Consider the following 19,052-nt stretch of genomic DNA (forward strand, 5'->3'; position numbering starts at 1 on the left):
ACATGAAAATTATTAAACTATCCACGAAAATATTATTCATTTTTATAGGCCTTATTTCCTTCAATTCCTGTGATTTGGAAACAGAGCCGACTACAGCCTTACCATCTAATGTCGTATTCAAAACTACAGAAGATGCTGAAAAAGTGCTCAACGGAGCATGGGAGAACCTTCAGGAAACTTTCTATACTTATCGTGCACCTGGGTGGAGTGCTATACAACTCACCTCTGATGCTATGGGAAATGACGTTGTTGTCAATACGCGATACGGCTATCGCGACATGTATGCTCTGACTGCCGTCTACGGAAAGACAGACTATATCGATGACCTAAGTTGGCAACTAGGGTATCAAACTATCAACAACGCCAACAATGTCATTGCTAACATAGATCAGTCTAAAGGTAGCCAAAATGATATCAATAGAATCAAAGGACAGGCTCTTGCTCTTCGAGGTTATATCTATTTACACTTCGCTTCGTTATACAGTTTTGCCATTAACGAAGATTCGAATGCTGTCAATGTACCTATCTACACGGAGCCAACGGATGAGAATACCGCTCTTACTGGTAAACCGGCCAGCAGTGTAGCAGAAGTCTACAGACAGTCAATGTCAGATTTAGAACAGGCTCTCGCTTTAATTCCTAAAGACTATACACGCACTGCAAAATGGAAGATCGATCATGAAGTAGTTTTAGGCCTACTGTCCAGAGCTGCTCTCTATTCCCGCCAATGGCAGAAAGCAAAGGATTACTCGGACCAGTTACTTGACCTTGACGATTATCTGATGACTAAGGATGAATGGTATGGAGGTTTTAATGATGTAAATAATAAAGAATGGATTTGGGGACACCCTCAGACCGTCGATCAGTCAAATAGCTCATACCATTTCCATTATTTGGATACAACAACCGATGGAATTTACTATTTTAGTTTTAATGTCGACCCTTATTTTTATGAGAAATATGACGATGGTGATTACCGCAAGGACTTAATATACTGGGATCTCCCTCCGGGAAGTGACAAGAGTAGCAGTACGGAACTTTACTTGCGTAATAAGAAATTCCGAATACGCAGTTTTGAAGGAGAAGACGGGGTTGGAGATTTAGTACTGATGAGGGTTTCAGAAATATATCTCATCAATGCAGAAGCCAGGGCAAGGCTCAATGACTTACAGGGCGCTTTAAAAAGATTGAATGCATTGCGCAGCGCCAGAGGTGCTAAATTAGCAAATGAAGGAGAATCTCAGAAACAAATCATTGACGACATTCTTCTGGAACGACGCCGTGAGCTATGGGGTGAAGGCTTTAGCCTGATAGATATCATCCGCAATCAACAAGCCATTGTCCGTAAAGAGTATCCTTCTACTCCTATTGACTATACTTATACTGATGCAAACGGGACAGTTCATCACCGTCAAATCTCTCCTCAAGGGCATCGAATCATAAAGCAACCCGATGGTTCTGACTTCCAAATCAACAGTAAGTATTATCTGTTCAGGATTCCTGATGGCGAGGAACTCTCTAACAAGAATCTTTACAGCAAACATCCCAAATTAGCTATTTACAACTAAGACAAAATACTATCATTGTGCTAGATCTATTCAGATTTGAACTTAGAAGTATCAGTAATATGACAATAGAATAAGCCTTTCAGCAAGACATTTAGATACCAGATATTCTGAAGTAAATCTTGATAAAAGGCAATATTACATAACAATGATAACGACACGAAACTGTACTGACAAAGGGTACTTATTTTGTGCAAAAGCATACATCTAATTAAAAATTAAAGCTTTTCAGAATTCTACTATTTCTGAAAAGCTTTAATTTTTTTCTATCCTTGAAGAGAAACTTATGTAGAAGTTTTAACCAGACTTCGAAGGCATACCATCGCTTCGGAAAACTGAAGAGTTATCAATGCCAAAAGATTTTTATTAACCATGACTAACTGATATTACTACATTTTCCAATCAGATAGCCGATAATCTTTCTTCCCTCTTATCTTCTGATAATTTTTTCCTATATTTGCACTTGCAATAACTTCCAAATCAGAATACAGATGGCCAGTCAAGCAGATCTATCCAAAAGATTGTTGTTGATTTTCTATAGAATCTATTCTTCTGTTGCTCTCGGAAAAGGAAACGTGGTCTCATCCCAAACGCTTCTCCATTTCGTCAACAACCATATCAGTACACCTATCTCGGAAAGGACGCTGCAACGCAACATCAAGGAAATCTGCAATATTCTGCACATTCAAATCTGCTACAACAGTAAGCGAGGAGGCTACACGATTGCCGGCAAGGAAGCCAAACTCAAGAAAGCCGGTACTGAAGACCCGGAAAACCTGATGAACCTTCATGCCTTCGAAGAGGCAGACCTGAAGAAAAAGCTCGCCTTGTTCCACGTCTATGACCCTCTGACGGATCTTTATCCGGAGATTCCGGACTTACCCGGAAATTATATCTTTCTAATCCGGCACGACTGCACCTTCCCGGCCCTGAAGGACACTCTCGTTTTCAGTCATCTCAAACTCCATGACAAGGCATTCAATGTCCTGTATACGGGCATCAGCACGAAAGAGCGCCTTCGCAAACGCATCTGCAACAGACATTTCGGAAACAATTCCGGAAAATCCACTCTGAGGAAATCCCTAGGCAGACTATTCGGCTTCCGCCTCATCCCCAGGGACAAGAACAGACCGGATGACGGTTATAAAAAGTTCTGCGGAGCGGACGAAGAAAAACTGACAAGATGGATGAAAGAGAACCTGATCGTGCTATATTACTGCCGTCAAGACAATTATGAAGCCTTGCAGGACCAGTTGATCGCTTATCTCAATCCCCCTCTGAACATCAAGGACAATCATCACCCGACCAACCTCGAATTCAGGAAGAAACTGAAACAACTCAGGACCGGAAAACTCGAAGTCTTTTCCTAAAGCCGGATACTCAACAATGATTCTTATGAGTCATGATATCCAAGACCTTATCATCTGTCGTACACATGGCATCCTTGCCGATGCTGGTCAGGTTCCTGATACTTTGGTCGACATCATCATCTATGATACCTTCTGCCGAAGTAACATATTGTCCTTCCATGGAAAGCATGGCAGACCATAGTGCCATACTCACACCGGAACATATTTTCAGCGAACAACTGGGTTTTGCACCATCGCAGATCATCCCCGTCAAGGTCGCAATCATATTCTTCACAGAATGGCAGATGTGACTGTAATCACCACCCATCAGATAAGTTATTCCACAACTGCTGCCGATACTGGCAACGACACAACCACAGAGGGCGGACAACGTCCCCAGACTTTGTTTAATATATATAGCCGTGAGATGGCTGAGGGTCAAAGCCCGAATCAACTCTTCATCCGTATTCTCATTCTCCATAGCGTACACGACGACAGGGTTGGTGGCACAGATACCCTGGTTGCCTGAACCGGAATTACTCATCACCGGGATCATCGCCCCTCCCATACGGGCATCACAGGCAGAAGCTGTCTTGGAAATGATATGGGAGAATATGGAATTTCCGAAGATGCCATGACTGAGGGGACGATCCATCGTCTTGCCCAGACAATGCCCGTAATTGCCTTTCATGGATTCCGCTGCCGCACGCATATTGTACTCTTTGGTCTTGCGAATAAACTCGAGTTCTTCCAAAGGCGAGAAAACGGCATAGTCGTATACCTTCCTCAAATTGAGAGGAAGACTGCCCGTCTCTTTCTCACCACCGGCAGGATTCCGACGGTCATACAGCACCTTGTCGTTAAGGCGCTCATACACGAAATTGGTATGTTTCCCTGAAATGACAGCCACTGAACTGTCCTCTCCGGACCGGCAGACCACCTCGACATAGAGTTTGTCGACATCCCCCTCCTTGAGTTTTATATCGATCGTCTTCTTTTTCAGATAATCCTTTCCTTCCTGAAGCGTATCAGCCGTGAGGTCCTTGATGACCTCCAGTTGGTATTCGGATTTCCCGATCAAAGCTCCCAGAGCAATTGCAATGGGAAGCCCGACCATTCCTGTACCAGGAATGCCGACTCCCATTGCATTTTTCAAAATATTCTTACTCAGCAATGCCGTAATCTTCTCCGGCATGCGTCCCAAATTTTCCCGGGCGCGTGCAGTACAAAGCGCTACAGCCATAGGTTCAGTACAACCTACAGCCGGAACGACCTGCTGCTGAATCAATTCACGGATCTGATTCCTGACCGTCTTTTCCAATACAGCCATTATTTCGTCTCTTTTGCATAATTAGCCAAACCTTTGTTCAGGAAATCAAGATAAGCAGCCACATCCTCTTTATAACTGTAAGCGCGATTCAGTGGTTTTCCGTTATTGTCTACCGGAACATAGAAAGGTTGGGTGTTAGAGCCGAACTTGTGAGCCTGGAGATAACTCCATCTGTCTCCGATCGTACGAAGCGTACGTGTACGGCCATTGTCATTCACCTCAATAGGTTTAGGCAGCGGTGTCTTGTCATCCACGAAGAGGGAGATCAACACATAATCCTTCGTCAGTTTATCAGCAACAGAAGGATCGGTCCAAACGGCAGCTTCCATCTTGCGGCAGTTGACACAGCCAAAACCGGTAAAGTCGATCAGCACAGGTTTGCCCTGAGACTTGGCAGCAGCCATACCCTGTTCATAGTCAGTATACTGAGCCTTGACGACCTTGTCATTCAGATTGAAATCCTGTGTATTGATAGGCGGTGCGAATGCGCTGACTGCCTTGCAAGGAGCACCCCATAGACCCGGAACCATATAGATGGCAAAGGCCAGAGAGCAGAGACCAATCATGACTGCTGCAACCGGCATCGGTTTAGCAGGCAGGAGTTTGCCGTCAGCATCATAGAGGGCATCCGACTGGAACCGGAGTTTGCCGATCAAATACATACCCATAGCACCGAAGATGACGATCCAAAGTGCAAGGAAAGTCTCACGGCTGAGGAGGTGCCAGCCGTAGGCCAAGTCTGCTACAGACAAGAACTTCAGAGAGAAAGCCAGTTCGATGAAACCCAGGACAACCTTGATGTTGTTCATCCATGAGCCTGACTTCGGAGCTGATTTCAGCCAAGACGGGAACATGGCAAAGAGGGTAAAAGGAATGGCCAGTGCCAAAGAGAATCCGAACATTCCGATAGCAGGGCCGGCCCAGTTGCCTGAGGTGACCGTCTGTACGAGCAGCAGTCCTATGATCGGGGCTGTACAAGAGAAGGAAATCAAGACCAGGGCAAAAGCCATCAGGAAGATAGAGATCAGTCCGGTGGTGTTCGCAGCCTTAGAGTCAACTGCATTTCCCCAACTGTCCGGGAGTTTGATCTCGAACCAACCGAAGAACGAGAAAGCAAAGAGGACAAGCAGGAGGAACAGGATGACATTGAAGACGGCATTCGTCGCGAGAGAATTAAGGGTACTCGGTCCGAATATCGCAGTAATGAGGATTCCCAGAGCCAGGAAGATCACAATGATCGACAAGCCGTACAAGGAGGCATCACGTATTCCCCGCCTCTTGCTCCCGCCTCGTTTCAGGAAGAAACTGATCGTCATCGGGATGATCGGCCAGATACAAGGCATCATCAATGCCAGCAGACCACCTATGAAACCCATCCAGAAAATATAGAACAGAGAATGTCCGGCGATGTTCCCATTGCCTCCGAAAGACTGGAGTTGGCTGATGACAGGCTGCCACCAGGAATGTTCCTCTTGAGGTGTTGCCTGGACAACAGCAGCAGGAGCTGCAGTCGCAGCCTTGACAGAGTCAGCAGCTGCAGGAAGAGCAGTAGAATCGCCTGTCACAGCAGTAGGCAAGACCGTCGTATTCGTCCCAGTCGCACCGGTGGCTGCGGCAGTCTGACTTGCAGCAGCATCGAAAGACGGAGATTTTCCCGACTTTCTGACTTCCACCTGCGTAGGCGGGAGACAGTTCTGGTCATTGCAGGCGCCATACTCGAGATAAGCGTCAATCTGATAAGCCGGAGCAGTAAACTTCACCTTCTGGATAAAGGTCACACTCCCTTCAAAGTAACGGAGTCTCATACCGAATATCGGGTCCATCTTGGAAATCTCATGTCCCCGGGGCATCAGTTTTCCAACCAGTTTCACACCTTTCATCTTATTGGCATGAAACGTAGCAGAGATAGGGCCATTATTACCCAAATCCGTAGAATAGACGTGCCATCCGGCATCTATCCTGCCTGTAAAAATAATCTCGGCATCAGCCGTCCCATTCATTTTCACTTGTGAAGAGAAATGAACCGGATCCACCATCTGGGCATGCGCCATCAGAAAGGCCATGCACAAGACTAACAGTGAAATCGCTTTTTTCATTTTCAATCGTATTTAAGGATGTTTATTAATCTGTTGATTTATTCGTGGAACAATTCCGATAATTTCTGAGCAAGTTCTTCGCCACGGAGTTTGTCACTCACCAGCCTGCCCTCATGATCGACCAGGAACATCATCGGAATGAAACGGACACCATATTTGCCACTAATACCCTGTGTGTCAAGGTATCCCGGCCAAGGCATATTCTCCTCAGCCTTCGCCTTCTTCCAGGCTGCCGCATCCCTGTCAATGGACAAACTGACAATCTGGAAACCTTTGCTGGCATAAAGGGCATAGAGTTTCTTCAAATTGGGAATCTCACGTCGGCAAGGGACACACCAACTTGCCCAGAAATCGATCAGGACATATTTCTTGCCTGCGAGCAGGTCTTTGAGCGTCTTACCGTCACTTACCGTGAAATCGGGCACCTTTTTGCCTGTGTAGTCTGCGGGATAAAGTTCATCATGGACCATTTTCCCATAATACGAATTCTTGGCATTTTCCGTCAACAGTTCGTAGGCCGGTTTCTGTTCGTCAGAGAAATAACTCAGCGTCGCTTCCATCAGGAAAGGCCCCCACCATGAATTTTTATTCTGAGCAAAGAGAGCACTGTAGGTACTGTCCACAGCCGTAAAAAAGCGATGGTCTTCACGCACGAAAGCACTGTACTCCGGTGTGGCCATGAGACGTTTCATCTCTGCAGAGTCATGTGCAGCAGCAGCCTTGTTGACCTGGTTGCTGATGTCAGCATAGCGCCTGTGATAGTCAGCATACTGACTGTCAAGCGCAACCCTCACTTTCAGTTTTTCATTCAACTCATCCGTGAGCGGACTGCCGGATACCTTGACCTGAAAACGGTAAAACGGTATCTTCTGGGAGTCATTCCTGGCAGCTGTACCTGAAAGGACAATCTGATGATTATCGAGAATGAGCGGAACGGCACCATTGCAGCCCTTCACCTGAACATAGACACCTCTCGGATCAGACTGGTCACCGGAGAAAGAGAACTCCCCGCTCCTGACAACCGTCTCAGCCAAAGGTGCCTTCCATTTATGACTGATTTCATTGATCTGGACAGTATCCCCATCCTGCAATCCTGAAATCTGTCCTCTAATATGATAACCCTGACCCCAGAGGAGAGACGGGGCAAGGAGTAAAGAAAGAACTAAATATATCTTCATACCTATTGTATTTTAATCATTTATTGACATTCTGTTTAACTGTCCCATTACCGGGATTGTCCACTGCCCCCTGCGGGAAAGGCATCGTCCACATATAACTGTCCGGAGCAAGAGAATAATTCACTCCGTTTTCCGTCTTCTCCAAGGTCCTCGCATAGGCCGGTTCCAGATTCAGACGGCGGGCGTCACAAAACGGCACGATCGTGAAAATCAGGGCGTTTGCCTTGACGTCTCGGATCTGGCGGACAGCCTCTTCCACAGTAGAAGCGGTCAGGTCTTTGTAATAACTGTCCAGAATACGCGCCTTGCGTACCTTATTGAGGACAGCCATCGCCTCATCAATATTTCCCAAACGGGCCAGGCACTCTGCTTCGATGAGATAGACCTCCGTAGTCGTCATACCCCCACAATTGTAATACCCTGCAGTCATTGCCGCATAATAGGTATCACTGCCTACCGTCCGCTTTTTCCAACGGCTGAGAAATTCCGCATCCCCAGGTTCGAAGCGTGCCGCGCGGTCGACCCTCATGCTGAAGTCGCTCCCCTGATAGGAGTTGTTCCCGTGGCAGAAATTATAATTCTCACAGTAGTCGAACCCCATAGGGGAAGTGATCTGCTGATAGACATCAGGAGGGTCCAGAACAGACTTGTGCGCATTATAGAAAGCCTTCCAGTCAAAGAGGGAGTCATTGTAAGCTAACGCTGCCTGAGCATATTTCAAGGCATTTGTATAATCGCTCATCTGCAGATAGACACGGGCTGCAAAGGCATTTCCCGTAGCCGCGTCGGCATAGAGCACATTCTGTGATTTCTCCGGCAGGTCCGGCAATGCTGCCTGAATATCCTTCAGGATAAAATCATAGATCGCCTGCACGTTGGGCTGGGTGTAAGAGGCGCCCACTTCTGCACTGGTGATCAAGGGGACTCCCCCATCCGATGAAGCCGTGGAGGCATTATAGGTGTGACTGTAATAATTGACGAGGGTAAAATATTTCATATCCCTCAGAATCTTCGCCTGAGCAATGGCGACGGCACGATCCTTGTCTGTACCATCCGTAGCGGAAGGTACATTCTCCAAGATCAGATTGGCTGTAGAAATCGCAGCATAACCGTTATAATACGTCATCTCATCAGAGTTGTTGAGTTGTACCCTATTGGCACTCTCATCCCAAAAGTAATTAGCCTTCCATAAAGGATAATAGTTGAGGTTTGCCGAAGAGACATAACGGTCATTCAGCAAGAGCAAAGCCTGGGTGACATCTTCACGCTGGTTCGTATACTCATTGCCTATCATATCCGTAAAGTCCTTGAGAGTCGTAGGGATCTTCTGGCCCTTAGGCACATTGTCCAGATAACTGTCACAGGATGTCCAAGACAGCACACCCGCAGCCATGCAGAAGAGTGCAAGAACCCTCAGGAATTTCCGTCCGGATATATTCGTTTTCATAAGACCTTCTTTTTTCATTTCGTTCCCCTTTTTAGAAATCAACGTAAAGTCCCAATACATAATTCGGTGCATCATAACCGCTGAGGAGATATTTCGCACTCTTGCTGTGCGCAAACGTGCACACGTTCTCGACATTCATCTGGAGTCTGACATTACTCAAATGAGCAGGAAGGATCCACTGCCGTGGCAGGACATAAGAGAGCGAGACATTGGCAAGGCGCAGATTGGATGCGTTGATGACATTGATGTCTGAATAACTATAAATGGTATAACTCGCATCGCTGAACAAAGGATTCTCCCCGAATACGGCACGAGGCACATTGGTCGTAGCCTCATCCCCGCTCTTCTGCCAGCGGTTAACGATGTTCTTGTTGACAGGTACGATATTCGTCATATAACTGCCCATGGCACCATTATAACTGTCACTCAGCATGGATAGGTCTGTATTGCGCATCTTGTATCCGCCCTTGTAGACCCAGAGGCAGGAGAATTCCAACTGGCGGTAATGGAAATCGAGGTTCACTGAAGCCAATGTCGTCGGTTCTGTACTGCCCACATACTTGACAGCTGCCAGTGAGGACGGATCCTGAGTCGTCGGTTTGCCGTCAGCGCCATAGACCTGAGGCAGTCCGTCTGCACTCAGCCCTGCCCACTTGTAAGCATAGATGGCCGCATAGGGGTTGCCGACCACAGGATAGGACTGCGGGTAATCCATCTGCAGGTAATAAGCGGGGGCAGTGACATTGACATAGATGACCTTGTTCTTGTTGTAACTGAAATTCGTAGAGACGTCGAAACCGAAGTCCCGGGTCTTGACGATACTCCCGTTAAGGGTAAGTTCTATACCCCGGTTGCGCATCTTGCCGTTGTTGATTTCATAAGTGGAATAGCCGAAACCTTCGGTAGGTATGCCCACCGTATTGGCGAGCAGGTCAGTGCCCATCTTGTTATAGTATTCGATCGTTCCGTTCAGCCGGTTATGCAGCAAGGCAAAGTCAAAACCGATATTCGTTGTTGTCGTCTTCTCCCAGCGCAGGTTGGGATTAGGACGGGAAGTGATGCTCCCATACGTTCCTCCCACATTAGTGTTCGGGAAATAACTGGCGGTCATATAAGGTGCCGCATCCTTGGCGACGTTTCCGGCAATACCGTAACTGAGACGGAGTTTGAGGCGGTCGATCCAACTCACGTGGAACCATTTCTCACGGTCAATGTTCCATGCCGAGCCCAGACTCCAGATCGGATTCTTCTGGTATTTGGAATTCGTCCCCCAAAGGTTACTGCGATCCCAGCGGATGCTGGCCGTCGCCATATACCGGTCATCATAGGTATAAGCTGCATTGGCATAGACTGAGACATAGCGGTTGTCAATATTGCGGAGATAAGCGAAATTATTGGCAGCCAGCCCATAGCCTCCCAGAAGCCCGGTGGTCGAATTGAGGACGCTCTGGTCCACCAGCGTGAATGTCAGCATCTGAGGGTCATAGCCATACAGGGTGGAATTGTCATAGTCCAGCACGTTCTTCCTGACCTCATGTCCCAAAAGGGCAACGATGTTGTGCTTTCCCCCGAATGTCTTGTCAAAATTCAGTTGCTGGCGGAAAGTATAAGCCTTGGAAGTTTGATTGGAACGGTAATAGATGTCACCGTAGGGGATGTTAAAAGTTGTCGTCTTCCCGTCACTCGTCGCATACTCGTCCACGAGTTGGCGCACGTAATAGGATTCCTTGTCATAAAGCAGTTTTGTCTTGTCATAACTGTATTCATACTGGAACATCACGTTATACTTCAGCCAAGGGAAGATATCGGCATTCAGTTTGCCGTAGACACGGTTCGTAAAACTGTTCAACTGGCTGATGTTCCGGCTGATTTCATCAAGGGGCGTAATATCCAGATTATAGAGGCCGTTGTTGTTGATGATCGCCAGGGTAGAATTACTGAGGCGTGCCTCCTGGGTATAGGTATAGTTGGTGCCGTTGTCGTTCTTCAGGCGGTCATAAGGCTCATAGGTATATCCCCCGGAAAGCGGATCATAGGTCTGCGTCTTCTGCTTGTTGAAATAACTGTAGTCCCCGAGTTCGACGGTCAGCCAGCGGTTCAGGTTCAGGACATCCTTCAGGTCTGCGCCCCACGCATTGTTATTGGAATAGCGGTCATTGAGCCGGTTGCTGCGGTACGACAGCGAAGCGGTGAAGTTGTTGTTCTCACTGCCGCTGCCCACAGAGAGATAATACTGCTGGTAGGTAGCGTCCCGCTTGGCGTATTTGGCCACATCCTTATAATACTGGTAGCCTTGGGATGCCAGGCTGTTCAAGTTGGCATCCAGTTGACTCTGTGTCAGTTTTCCGGTATAGTAATTCAGGATATTCGTAATGCCCTGAGAGGTATACACCTTATTGTCCAGAAGGGACTGGGCGTAGGACGCGGCCTGGTCACCCTGGAGGTGCGTATTGCTGCTTGCCCATTCCTTCTCCAGGTCGATGATGTCAGAGGCATCCGTCAGACGCTTGTCATAGAAAGAATAAGGATGCCAGGTCAGAGAAGTACTGAAAGATATGTTCGTGTGCTTCTTCTGTCCCTTTTTCGTTTCGATGACCACGACCCCGTTGGCGGCACGCGCGCCGTAGATACTGGCTGCAGCCGCATCCTTCAGGACTGTGATGCTCTCGATATCCTCGACATTCAGTTGGGGCAGGTTTTCCACCAGCGACCCCGTCTGATTATACCGTGTATTCTCTACCGGGAAACCGTCAATGACATAAAGGGGGCTGGCATCGCCGTTCATCGTCGTCGTACCCCTGATCAGACCTGAGGCGGTATTGAACCCCGGCACTTCGCCCTCGAGCATTTGAGAAAGGTTGGCATAGCGCTTGGTCTTCAGTTCATCAGCGGTCACCTTGGCAAAACTGCCTGTGGCACGTTCCTTTGAGATGGTCTGATAACCGGTGACGACCACTTCCTTCAACGTATTGTCGGAAGCCATACGGACGTTCTTCTGCAAAGACCCGCCGCCTGCAGGCAAAGTCAATTGATAAGGTTTCATCCCGATATAACTGAATGTCACCTTGCACTGGTTCGAAGGTACAGAAACAGAATAGTTTCCTTTGGCATCAGTGACAGACTGAGTGCCCGTACCTTCAACACGGATAGAAGCCCCCGGCAAGACCTCGCCATTTTCGTCAGTCAGTACGCCTGACAACATCCGGGTAACAGAGGTCTGTCCTGATCCGTTGAGTTTTCCCCCACCCGTAGACTGGGCATGTGCCGTCAAAATACCAAGCAGCGAAAACAAAACAGGAATCAGGAACAATGTCCATCTTGTTTTGATGAATTTTCTCATTTTTTCTCCCTTATAATGTGTGATCCTTTTCTCCTTATTTCTTCTCTTCATCGGGCTAATTCCCCTCTCTCAACAATAGCCTAAATGCAACCTTTTCCTATATTCCGGTAAAACTTATCCCTGACCATAAAGACCGGCAACGATATGATTCCAACCAGATTTCGACTCTTGCCATCAAACTTGTTTTTTATCTGAATCTGACAGGAAAATCAGACCACGACATCTCAGATGACCTCAAAAAGCAAATATCCGGTTTTCTTTGTGGCAAAGTTAGTGATTTTCCATTAAATTCACGTAAATATTTTCCATATTTATTTCTTTTTCCTAACTTTGAAATTGAATACTATAAAAAACCAAACAGCGTATGATCGGGTTACTTTTAGCCGGATTTCTCACCTTCGTAGAACTGAACTGTGAGAATCTTTTTGATACTCAGCATGATACCTTGAAAAACGACTATGAATTCCTTCCCAACAGCGACCATCATTGGACACGCACCAGGTATTGGCGAAAACTGAATCATATCGGACAAGAACTCATCGCCTTAGGAGAAGACTCCACACGGCAATGGCACCTGCCTGACTTGGCCATCCTATGTGAGATCGAAAATGACAGTGTGATGCGGGACCTCACCAAGCGCTCCCTCCTGAGACATGCCAAATATGAGTATGTCATGACCAACTCCCCTGATCAACGGGGAATCGACGTGGCTCTCCTGTACAATCCCTATGCCTTTCTCCCCCTCCGCCATATCTGTTTCAGAGTAGCGCCATTACCGGACATGAGACCCACGAGAGACCTCCTCTACGTGAGCGGCAAACTGAATAACGGGGATACCCTGCACGTGTTCGGCATACATGCCCCGAGCAGGACAGGAGGCGAACGGGCATCAAGACCTCATCGCCTGGCGGTTGAAAAGAGACTTGTCCAGGCTATTGATTCTATCCGAAGCATGGCGCCGGGAGCAAAAATCATCATCGCAGGGGACTTCAACGACTACAAGAACTCACCGGTGCTCAAAGCACTCTATTCCATCGGATTCATCAATCTCTCTCAAGATGCCAGAGGAGAAAACGGTGCCAAGGGAACCTATCGCTTCCGAGGAGAATGGGGGAGTCTGGACCATATTCTCTGCTCCTCATCCGTCAAATCGAGTTTTCTCAATTGCCATATCGGGGACGTTCCCTTCGCCTTGGAGCCTGACGAGAAATACGGAGGTGTAAAACCCTATAGAACGTATATGGGACCAGCCTACAGACCGGGATACTCAGACCACCTGCCTCTCGTCGCAAAATTCAACATCGGGATTAGTCCAGCGCTCTAAGAAATGATCATGCGCTAAAAAAGCAAATACCGAATCCTCCTTTCTTCCAAAAGTCATAGAAATGACAGCGGAAGGCCAGACGATTCGGTATTTCTGAGTGTAGTATTGCAGTCAGTGCTCATCGGCACCTATTACTGCTCTTGTCTAAGGTATTCAAGCCCTAAAACATTGAGAACGGAACAGCAAGACCTACAATTCATTTCACACCATTTAAACGTGGAGCAAAACGCGTTTATTTTCCATTATTCAAATCCTTCATCAAGTCTTTGATCATACTCTCAAGTTTGTCACCATGTATATTCTTGACAGCGATTTTACCATTCTGATCAACCACCACCAAGAAAGGAATGGCCGAGATACCGTATTCCTTGGCGACCAGACTCTTCCAACCTTTCAGGTCAGAGAGTTGGGTCCACGTCATCTGATGCTTACTGACGGCATTCAGCCAACTGGCTTTCCGAGTATCAAAAGAGAAACTGACGATATCAAAGCCTTTGGCATGATAAGTCGCATAGAGTTTCTTCAAAACCGGCAATTCCTGAATACAAGGTACACACCAGGATGCCCAGAAATCAATCAAGGTCACATGACCCTTCTTGATCAAACCGGACAACTTCCACAGTTTTCCATGAATATCAGGAGCTTCGAAGTCGCGGTAAGGTCTACCGGTATTAGTTGCCTGAATAGACTGTTCGAAATTGCTCCTCTCACGTTGTCGCTGCTCATCCACGGCCTTCTTGCTCCGGACATAGTCCTGATTGACCTCCTGTGAGAGTGCCGCATAGGTCTCCTGAGGATAGTTCAAAGATGGATAATTGAAGAAAAAGTAGGCCCCGGCATCATTGTGGATGTTACGGGAGATAAACTTGATGTAATCAGGTCTGACCGTCTTGTAAAGGCTGTCTATGATCTGATTGAAATGGTTCTGCAGGGACAGGTCTGCACCCTGCCCCTTTTCGAGTTCATCCCGTTTCTTTGTCACTACATCAACCTGCTGTTTGACCCGCCTATTATTCTTCAGGATAAGACTGTCATATTCAGCGTTGACAGTACCACCGGTAATTTCTTCCCCCAGAGGCGTATAGTCCACCGTGATTGACCCACCTTCCACGATACAATAACACTCAGGCAAGCCATAGGTGAAATGCTCGTTCTTGGGCGGCAAAGACAACGTGACAACATAGGGAGATTCCCCTTCAGCCACATTTCTGGTGAAAGAGAACTGACCGTCCTTGATCAGGCAACTGTCCAACACTCGGTTTTTCTGATAGTCGACGATGTCATTCTTAATCATATAGATATACAGACCGTCAAACTGTTTGTCATGTATGTTCCCCTCCAAGGAGAACTGAGATTCCGAAGCCATTGCGGCCATAGGGACAAACAAAACCGATACCAAAAACAACAAATTCCTTAACTTCATTTTTGCTTCTTCAATAATGAATTATACAAAGATTCCTTCTGTACAAGTTCTGCGCCTTTCTGATATACGGGAGAACCGTCATTGACAACATGATAATAGAAAGCGTTGTCATTATAAAGATTTCTCGCAACCAAAGCACGCAGTTGTGTGTTAACATACAGTTTGTCTTTAGCGTAGTCATCCTGACTGTAAGAAACACCGGCTGACTCCGCATCATTGATCATCTCCTTCATCACCGGTGAATTCACGTCGACAGAAAAACCTTTTTCAAAAGCCTTGAAAGTTGGATATTTTGCCAACAGTGCAGTTCTGTTCATGAGGGTATAATCCCGTGCAGCTTTGGTCATCGCCCCACAATACATCAGCAGGCCCGCCCATTTGGTCTGAGCCTTGTTGTTCTCAGACACGGTCACATCAGGACTGATACCCCAGTCATCAGACGTGCTCACTGAATCCTTACCGGTCTGAAAAGTCTTGAACACCGTAGAGTAAGGTTTCTGGATACATTTCCCGCTCGGCGTAAAGTACCGGGCGACCGTGATCCGAAGAGCAGAACCGTCTTTGAAAGGAAGGGTCTCCTGGATCAGACCTTTTCCGAAAGACCTTTCACCCACGAAGACACCTCTGTGATTATCCTGCAAGGCACCACTGAGAATTTCTGCAGCCGACTTGGTCTGATCATCGATGAGGACGATCAACTTTCCACTCTGGAAAGCACCGGCAGGGGTAGACTTGAACGTCTTGCGCGGAGAATGCAAGCCTTGGGTAAAGACCAGCAACTTCTCGCCGCCGACAAATTCATCCGCTATTTTCACAGCCTCATCAAACAACCCACCTTGATTTTTACGCAGATCGAGAATGAGGTTTTTCATCCCCTGGGCTTTCAAGGCGGAAAGACGGGACCTGAACTCCGCATCCGTATTCTCAGAGAACATGGACAGTGCGATATATCCCGTATGATTATCGAGCATATAGGCAGCAGAGACCGTGCTCTTCGCATTTGCTTTCAATTCGACGGAATAAACCTTAGTGGTCTTATTCCGCGAAATTTCCAACCGGATCTGCTTTCCGGGTTGACCGCGGAACGCAGAATAGATCTGAGGTCCCAGAGAACTGACTGCTGTCTGATTGACAGACAGGATCTCATCTCCAGGACGAATACCCTTCTGATAGGCATCACTCCCGCTCATGACAAACGAGATGAGGAAATGACCTTGAACGAAATCTCCCTCAATGCCTGCATCGGTAAAGGATGCTAAAGTCATGCTCGGAGAAAAACCTGAGACATATTGCGTCCCCTGGCTGCCCAACAAGACATTCTCATTCGCCCTGGCCTGTGCCGGAGTGAGATATTCGGAGAAGGGATCCAGATTATGCATCATATCCTTGATCTGCTGGTTGACGATATCACCCGTCGAAAGCGAATCGACATAAAGACGCGAAAGGGCGTACAATGTCATCGACATCTTCTCAGTAGGTGACGATTGGGCAAACAGGTTCCCGGAAGATATTCCCGATGCCAAGAACAAGGCAAGGACAACTGATTTCTTGATATTCATAACTCATTTATAGTCTCAAAATTCACCAGATAGATTCTTTATTTCCCACTTTTCTTAATCAGTTCGATGGCAGAAGTCATCTCATCAGCCAATTGAGAAGGGTTGCCGCTATAGCCACCTGCCGTATACTGAATCAGTCCGTCCTTCAGGATCATCTTACGAGGAATGCCTGATGAATGGAAGATCTGGGCAAACTGATGGAAAGAGGCATCAAACTGTCCTGTGCTCTGGTTCCAAGTATCATACAAGACCTTAAAATTCGTATACGACTTGCTTGCCATAAACTTGTCAACTGCGGCCTTACCTTTGATGCCATGATCCATCGTATTGACGAAATAGAACAGGACGTTAGGATCTTTGGCATATTTGTCAACGACCAGTTTCATGCCTTCCATTGCCATTTTGCAAGGACTGCACCAGTTAGCCCAAAAATCGATGACAACAATCTTATTCTTGAAGCTCGCACTGCTGACAGGTTTCCCATTGGGATCAAGAAATTTGAATGGTTTGAAAGGTATCTGCACTAGATTCGACTTAACCGTATTCTGGAGTTCGTCCTTGATATTAGCACTCTTCAAAGAGTTAAGATATTTGTCAAAAGCCTCATCTGAAGCTGGATGAATATCTTCCTTCAAAGCATTGAGCATGCTGCCGGTAATGGCATCATATTTCACAGATTTCTTCAGGACAGTAAGCGCATTGTCCTTTTGGCCCTGATTCATATAGATATCATAACGGACCTGATTGATGGTAGCATCACCGAAGGCAATATATTCTTCCTGAGGATTGTCATAGTATTTGAACCATTGCAAAGCCTCTTTCTGCTTGTTCAACGTATTCAGCAACTGGATATAAACGCCCAATCTTTCATAGAACTGGTAATCCAACAAGGTTTGGGCTTCTTTTGGAGAATGCTCCAGATCCTGCATATTGGAAAGATCGTATCTCTTCTGCTCCATCTCCCCCATCAAAGCTTTTGCCAATGGATAGATAGAATCATTAGAAGCGAGATGGAGTTTATAAGGTCTGAAAATATTCCACCTGAAAGCTTCACTCAAAGCGATGAAATTAAAATTAGGAAGGAACTTGATAATCCGGTCATACTGTTTCTTGGCGAACAATGCATTCGTATATTTCCGAGAGAGGTTATAATACATCCATGTCTGATTCTTAGCATATTGGTCCTTGATGCATTCGCTGTAAGGGTACTCTTTATAGAAGTTCTCGATACCCTTGAATGTTGTTTCATCTTCTTCGCCATTCTCCAGTTTATGGAACAAGTCAGCACGAGAGGTAAAGCCATGAGGGAACTTTTCCAGTATCACCTTATGGATAGAATCGGCTTTAGCTATATTTTTCACATCGAAACGATAGGCACTCTCAAATGTCGAATACAAGAATTCATTCATCTTGAATTCCTTATTTGCATTACGGAAAGCGAGATCAACGACCTTGTCATAATGAGTCCCAGCCATGATTTTTACCGCTTTAAGGTAATAATCCATAAAAAGGGGCATATTTGATTCATAGGTGTCCACCTCTTTGTTCAGCCAAATGAGGGAAGCATCATTTGGGATAGTGTACTTCTGATAATAGTTGGTAATATTAAAATACGGCTGGTTGCGGAATATTCCCCAAGCCAGGAAGCCGTCAGGAGCGACCTCATTCATCGCATTCAGAGCCTGGTATACATAACCTCCATTGGCATCATTATTGTCAATGACCTGATTGCCGATATAACCTGCCTTGAAAGACAAAGCAAAAAAACCGCAATCTTCAGGGATCTGGAATTCACCCTTCCAAGAATTGGCTCCTTCCTTTTTCAAATTGATGTCATCGATCTTCCATACGTAATTATCGTAATGGTATACAACGCAATTCAGGGAGTCCTTTCCTTCCAACGGACCTCCTGCAGCATCATAAGTAAAAGACTGTAGAGAACCTGCCTTAGGTTTGCCAATACCTGACACCCTCGAGGAAGTTTGTGCACTCATCTGTAAAAAGATGAAGATGCAACTTAAAAGAATGAATAATTTTTTCATGTCGTTTATAATAATTTATTTGATTTTCGAAATGCTGTCTCCTATAGCCTGCAAATCTATGTTTAGCGTGTTTTTAAAGTAGTCTACTACAATATTATATTTATTTCTGACCCTGTGATCCAGTACATAGACGGTCTGCTGCGTTTGCGGATCTATTGCGGTACTGTCAGTACCACAGTCAAACTGGTCATTCAGATACTTGTCTGCAAATTCCTGTTTACTGTTGATAACCAGATATTTCACATAGAGTCCGAAATCATAATAGTAATCGATATGTGGTAGCCTAATATTGGTTGACCACTTTTAGCCTTAAGCCTGAATTAAGTTGTTCATTATTTTCCTTAATCCTACATATGGTTGACATTTTATCTTCTAATCCTGATAAAGGTTGACTTCTAT

General features: G+C 46.3%; 12 protein-coding genes. 3 read left to right on the forward strand and 9 right to left on the reverse strand.

Annotation, left to right across the window (positions count from 1 at the left end; all coding sequences use genetic code 11):
• The first annotated feature begins 2 nt into the window (after positions 1–2).
• The gene (locus NG821_RS08020) at positions 3–1,568 is read left to right on the forward strand and encodes a RagB/SusD family nutrient uptake outer membrane protein (RefSeq protein WP_252761143.1); all 1,566 of its coding nucleotides are present in this window, start codon (positions 3–5) and stop codon (positions 1,566–1,568) included.
• Between the two features lie 488 nt (positions 1,569–2,056).
• Complete coding sequence (locus NG821_RS08025; RefSeq protein WP_252761144.1) at positions 2,057–2,935, forward strand: GIY-YIG nuclease family protein; 879 nt, start codon at positions 2,057–2,059, stop codon at positions 2,933–2,935.
• Positions 2,936–2,945: 10 nt separating this feature from the next.
• Here NG821_RS08025 and NG821_RS08030 read toward each other — a convergent pair whose 3' ends face one another.
• From NG821_RS08030 to NG821_RS08050, 5 genes are read right to left on the reverse strand one after another with little or no spacing between them, the layout of a single operon-like run.
• The gene (locus NG821_RS08030) at positions 2,946–4,244 is read right to left on the reverse strand and encodes an L-cysteine desulfidase family protein (protein ID WP_252761145.1); all 1,299 of its coding nucleotides are present in this window, start codon (positions 4,242–4,244) and stop codon (positions 2,946–2,948) included.
• Positions 4,244–6,340: a protein-disulfide reductase DsbD family protein gene (locus NG821_RS08035; RefSeq protein WP_252761146.1), complete on the reverse strand. Its 2,097-nt coding sequence runs from the start codon at positions 6,338–6,340 to the stop codon at positions 4,244–4,246. Before NG821_RS08035 ends, NG821_RS08030 begins: the two co-directional genes overlap by 1 nt.
• Before the next feature lie 38 nt (positions 6,341–6,378).
• Complete coding sequence (locus NG821_RS08040) at positions 6,379–7,518, reverse strand: TlpA disulfide reductase family protein (protein WP_252761147.1); 1,140 nt, start codon at positions 7,516–7,518, stop codon at positions 6,379–6,381.
• Positions 7,519–7,534: 16 nt separating this feature from the next.
• On the reverse strand, positions 7,535–8,965 hold the full coding sequence (locus tag NG821_RS08045; RefSeq protein ID WP_252761148.1) for a RagB/SusD family nutrient uptake outer membrane protein: 1,431 nt from the start codon (positions 8,963–8,965) through the stop codon (positions 7,535–7,537).
• A gap of 31 nt (positions 8,966–8,996) precedes the next feature.
• Positions 8,997–12,305, reverse strand: coding sequence for a SusC/RagA family TonB-linked outer membrane protein (locus NG821_RS08050; protein WP_252761149.1), 3,309 nt, complete (start codon positions 12,303–12,305; stop codon positions 8,997–8,999).
• Between the two features lie 364 nt (positions 12,306–12,669).
• On the opposite strand from NG821_RS08050, the gene NG821_RS08055 reads away from it, so the two are divergent.
• Positions 12,670–13,629 carry an endonuclease/exonuclease/phosphatase family protein gene (locus NG821_RS08055; protein ID WP_252761150.1) on the forward strand — a complete coding sequence of 320 codons (960 nt, stop codon included), beginning with the start codon at positions 12,670–12,672 and terminating at the stop codon, positions 13,627–13,629.
• A gap of 232 nt (positions 13,630–13,861) precedes the next feature.
• On the opposite strand, the gene NG821_RS08060 is transcribed toward NG821_RS08055, so the two are convergent.
• Genes NG821_RS08060 through NG821_RS08075 form a run of 4 tightly spaced genes read right to left on the reverse strand, consistent with a single transcriptional unit; the run spans position 13,862 to position 18,896 of the window.
• Positions 13,862–15,052 (reverse strand): TlpA disulfide reductase family protein, encoded by a 1,191-nt coding sequence (locus NG821_RS08060; RefSeq protein WP_252761151.1) that lies wholly within the window; start codon positions 15,050–15,052, stop codon positions 13,862–13,864.
• On the reverse strand, positions 15,049–16,611 hold the full coding sequence (locus NG821_RS08065) for a S41 family peptidase (protein WP_252761152.1): 1,563 nt from the start codon (positions 16,609–16,611) through the stop codon (positions 15,049–15,051). Before NG821_RS08065 ends, NG821_RS08060 begins: the two co-directional genes overlap by 4 nt.
• A gap of 38 nt (positions 16,612–16,649) precedes the next feature.
• Positions 16,650–18,653, reverse strand: a complete 2,004-nt coding sequence (locus NG821_RS08070) for a TlpA family protein disulfide reductase (RefSeq protein ID WP_252761153.1) — start codon at positions 18,651–18,653, stop codon at positions 16,650–16,652.
• A 15-nt stretch (positions 18,654–18,668) separates the two neighbouring features.
• Complete coding sequence (locus NG821_RS08075) at positions 18,669–18,896, reverse strand: hypothetical protein (protein ID WP_252761154.1); 228 nt, start codon at positions 18,894–18,896, stop codon at positions 18,669–18,671.
• Between the last annotated feature and the right edge of the window lie 156 nt (positions 18,897–19,052).

Origin of the sequence: Segatella cerevisiae (assembly GCF_024054555.1) — a bacterium.
Lineage (GTDB): Bacteria > Bacteroidota > Bacteroidia > Bacteroidales > Bacteroidaceae > Prevotella > Prevotella cerevisiae.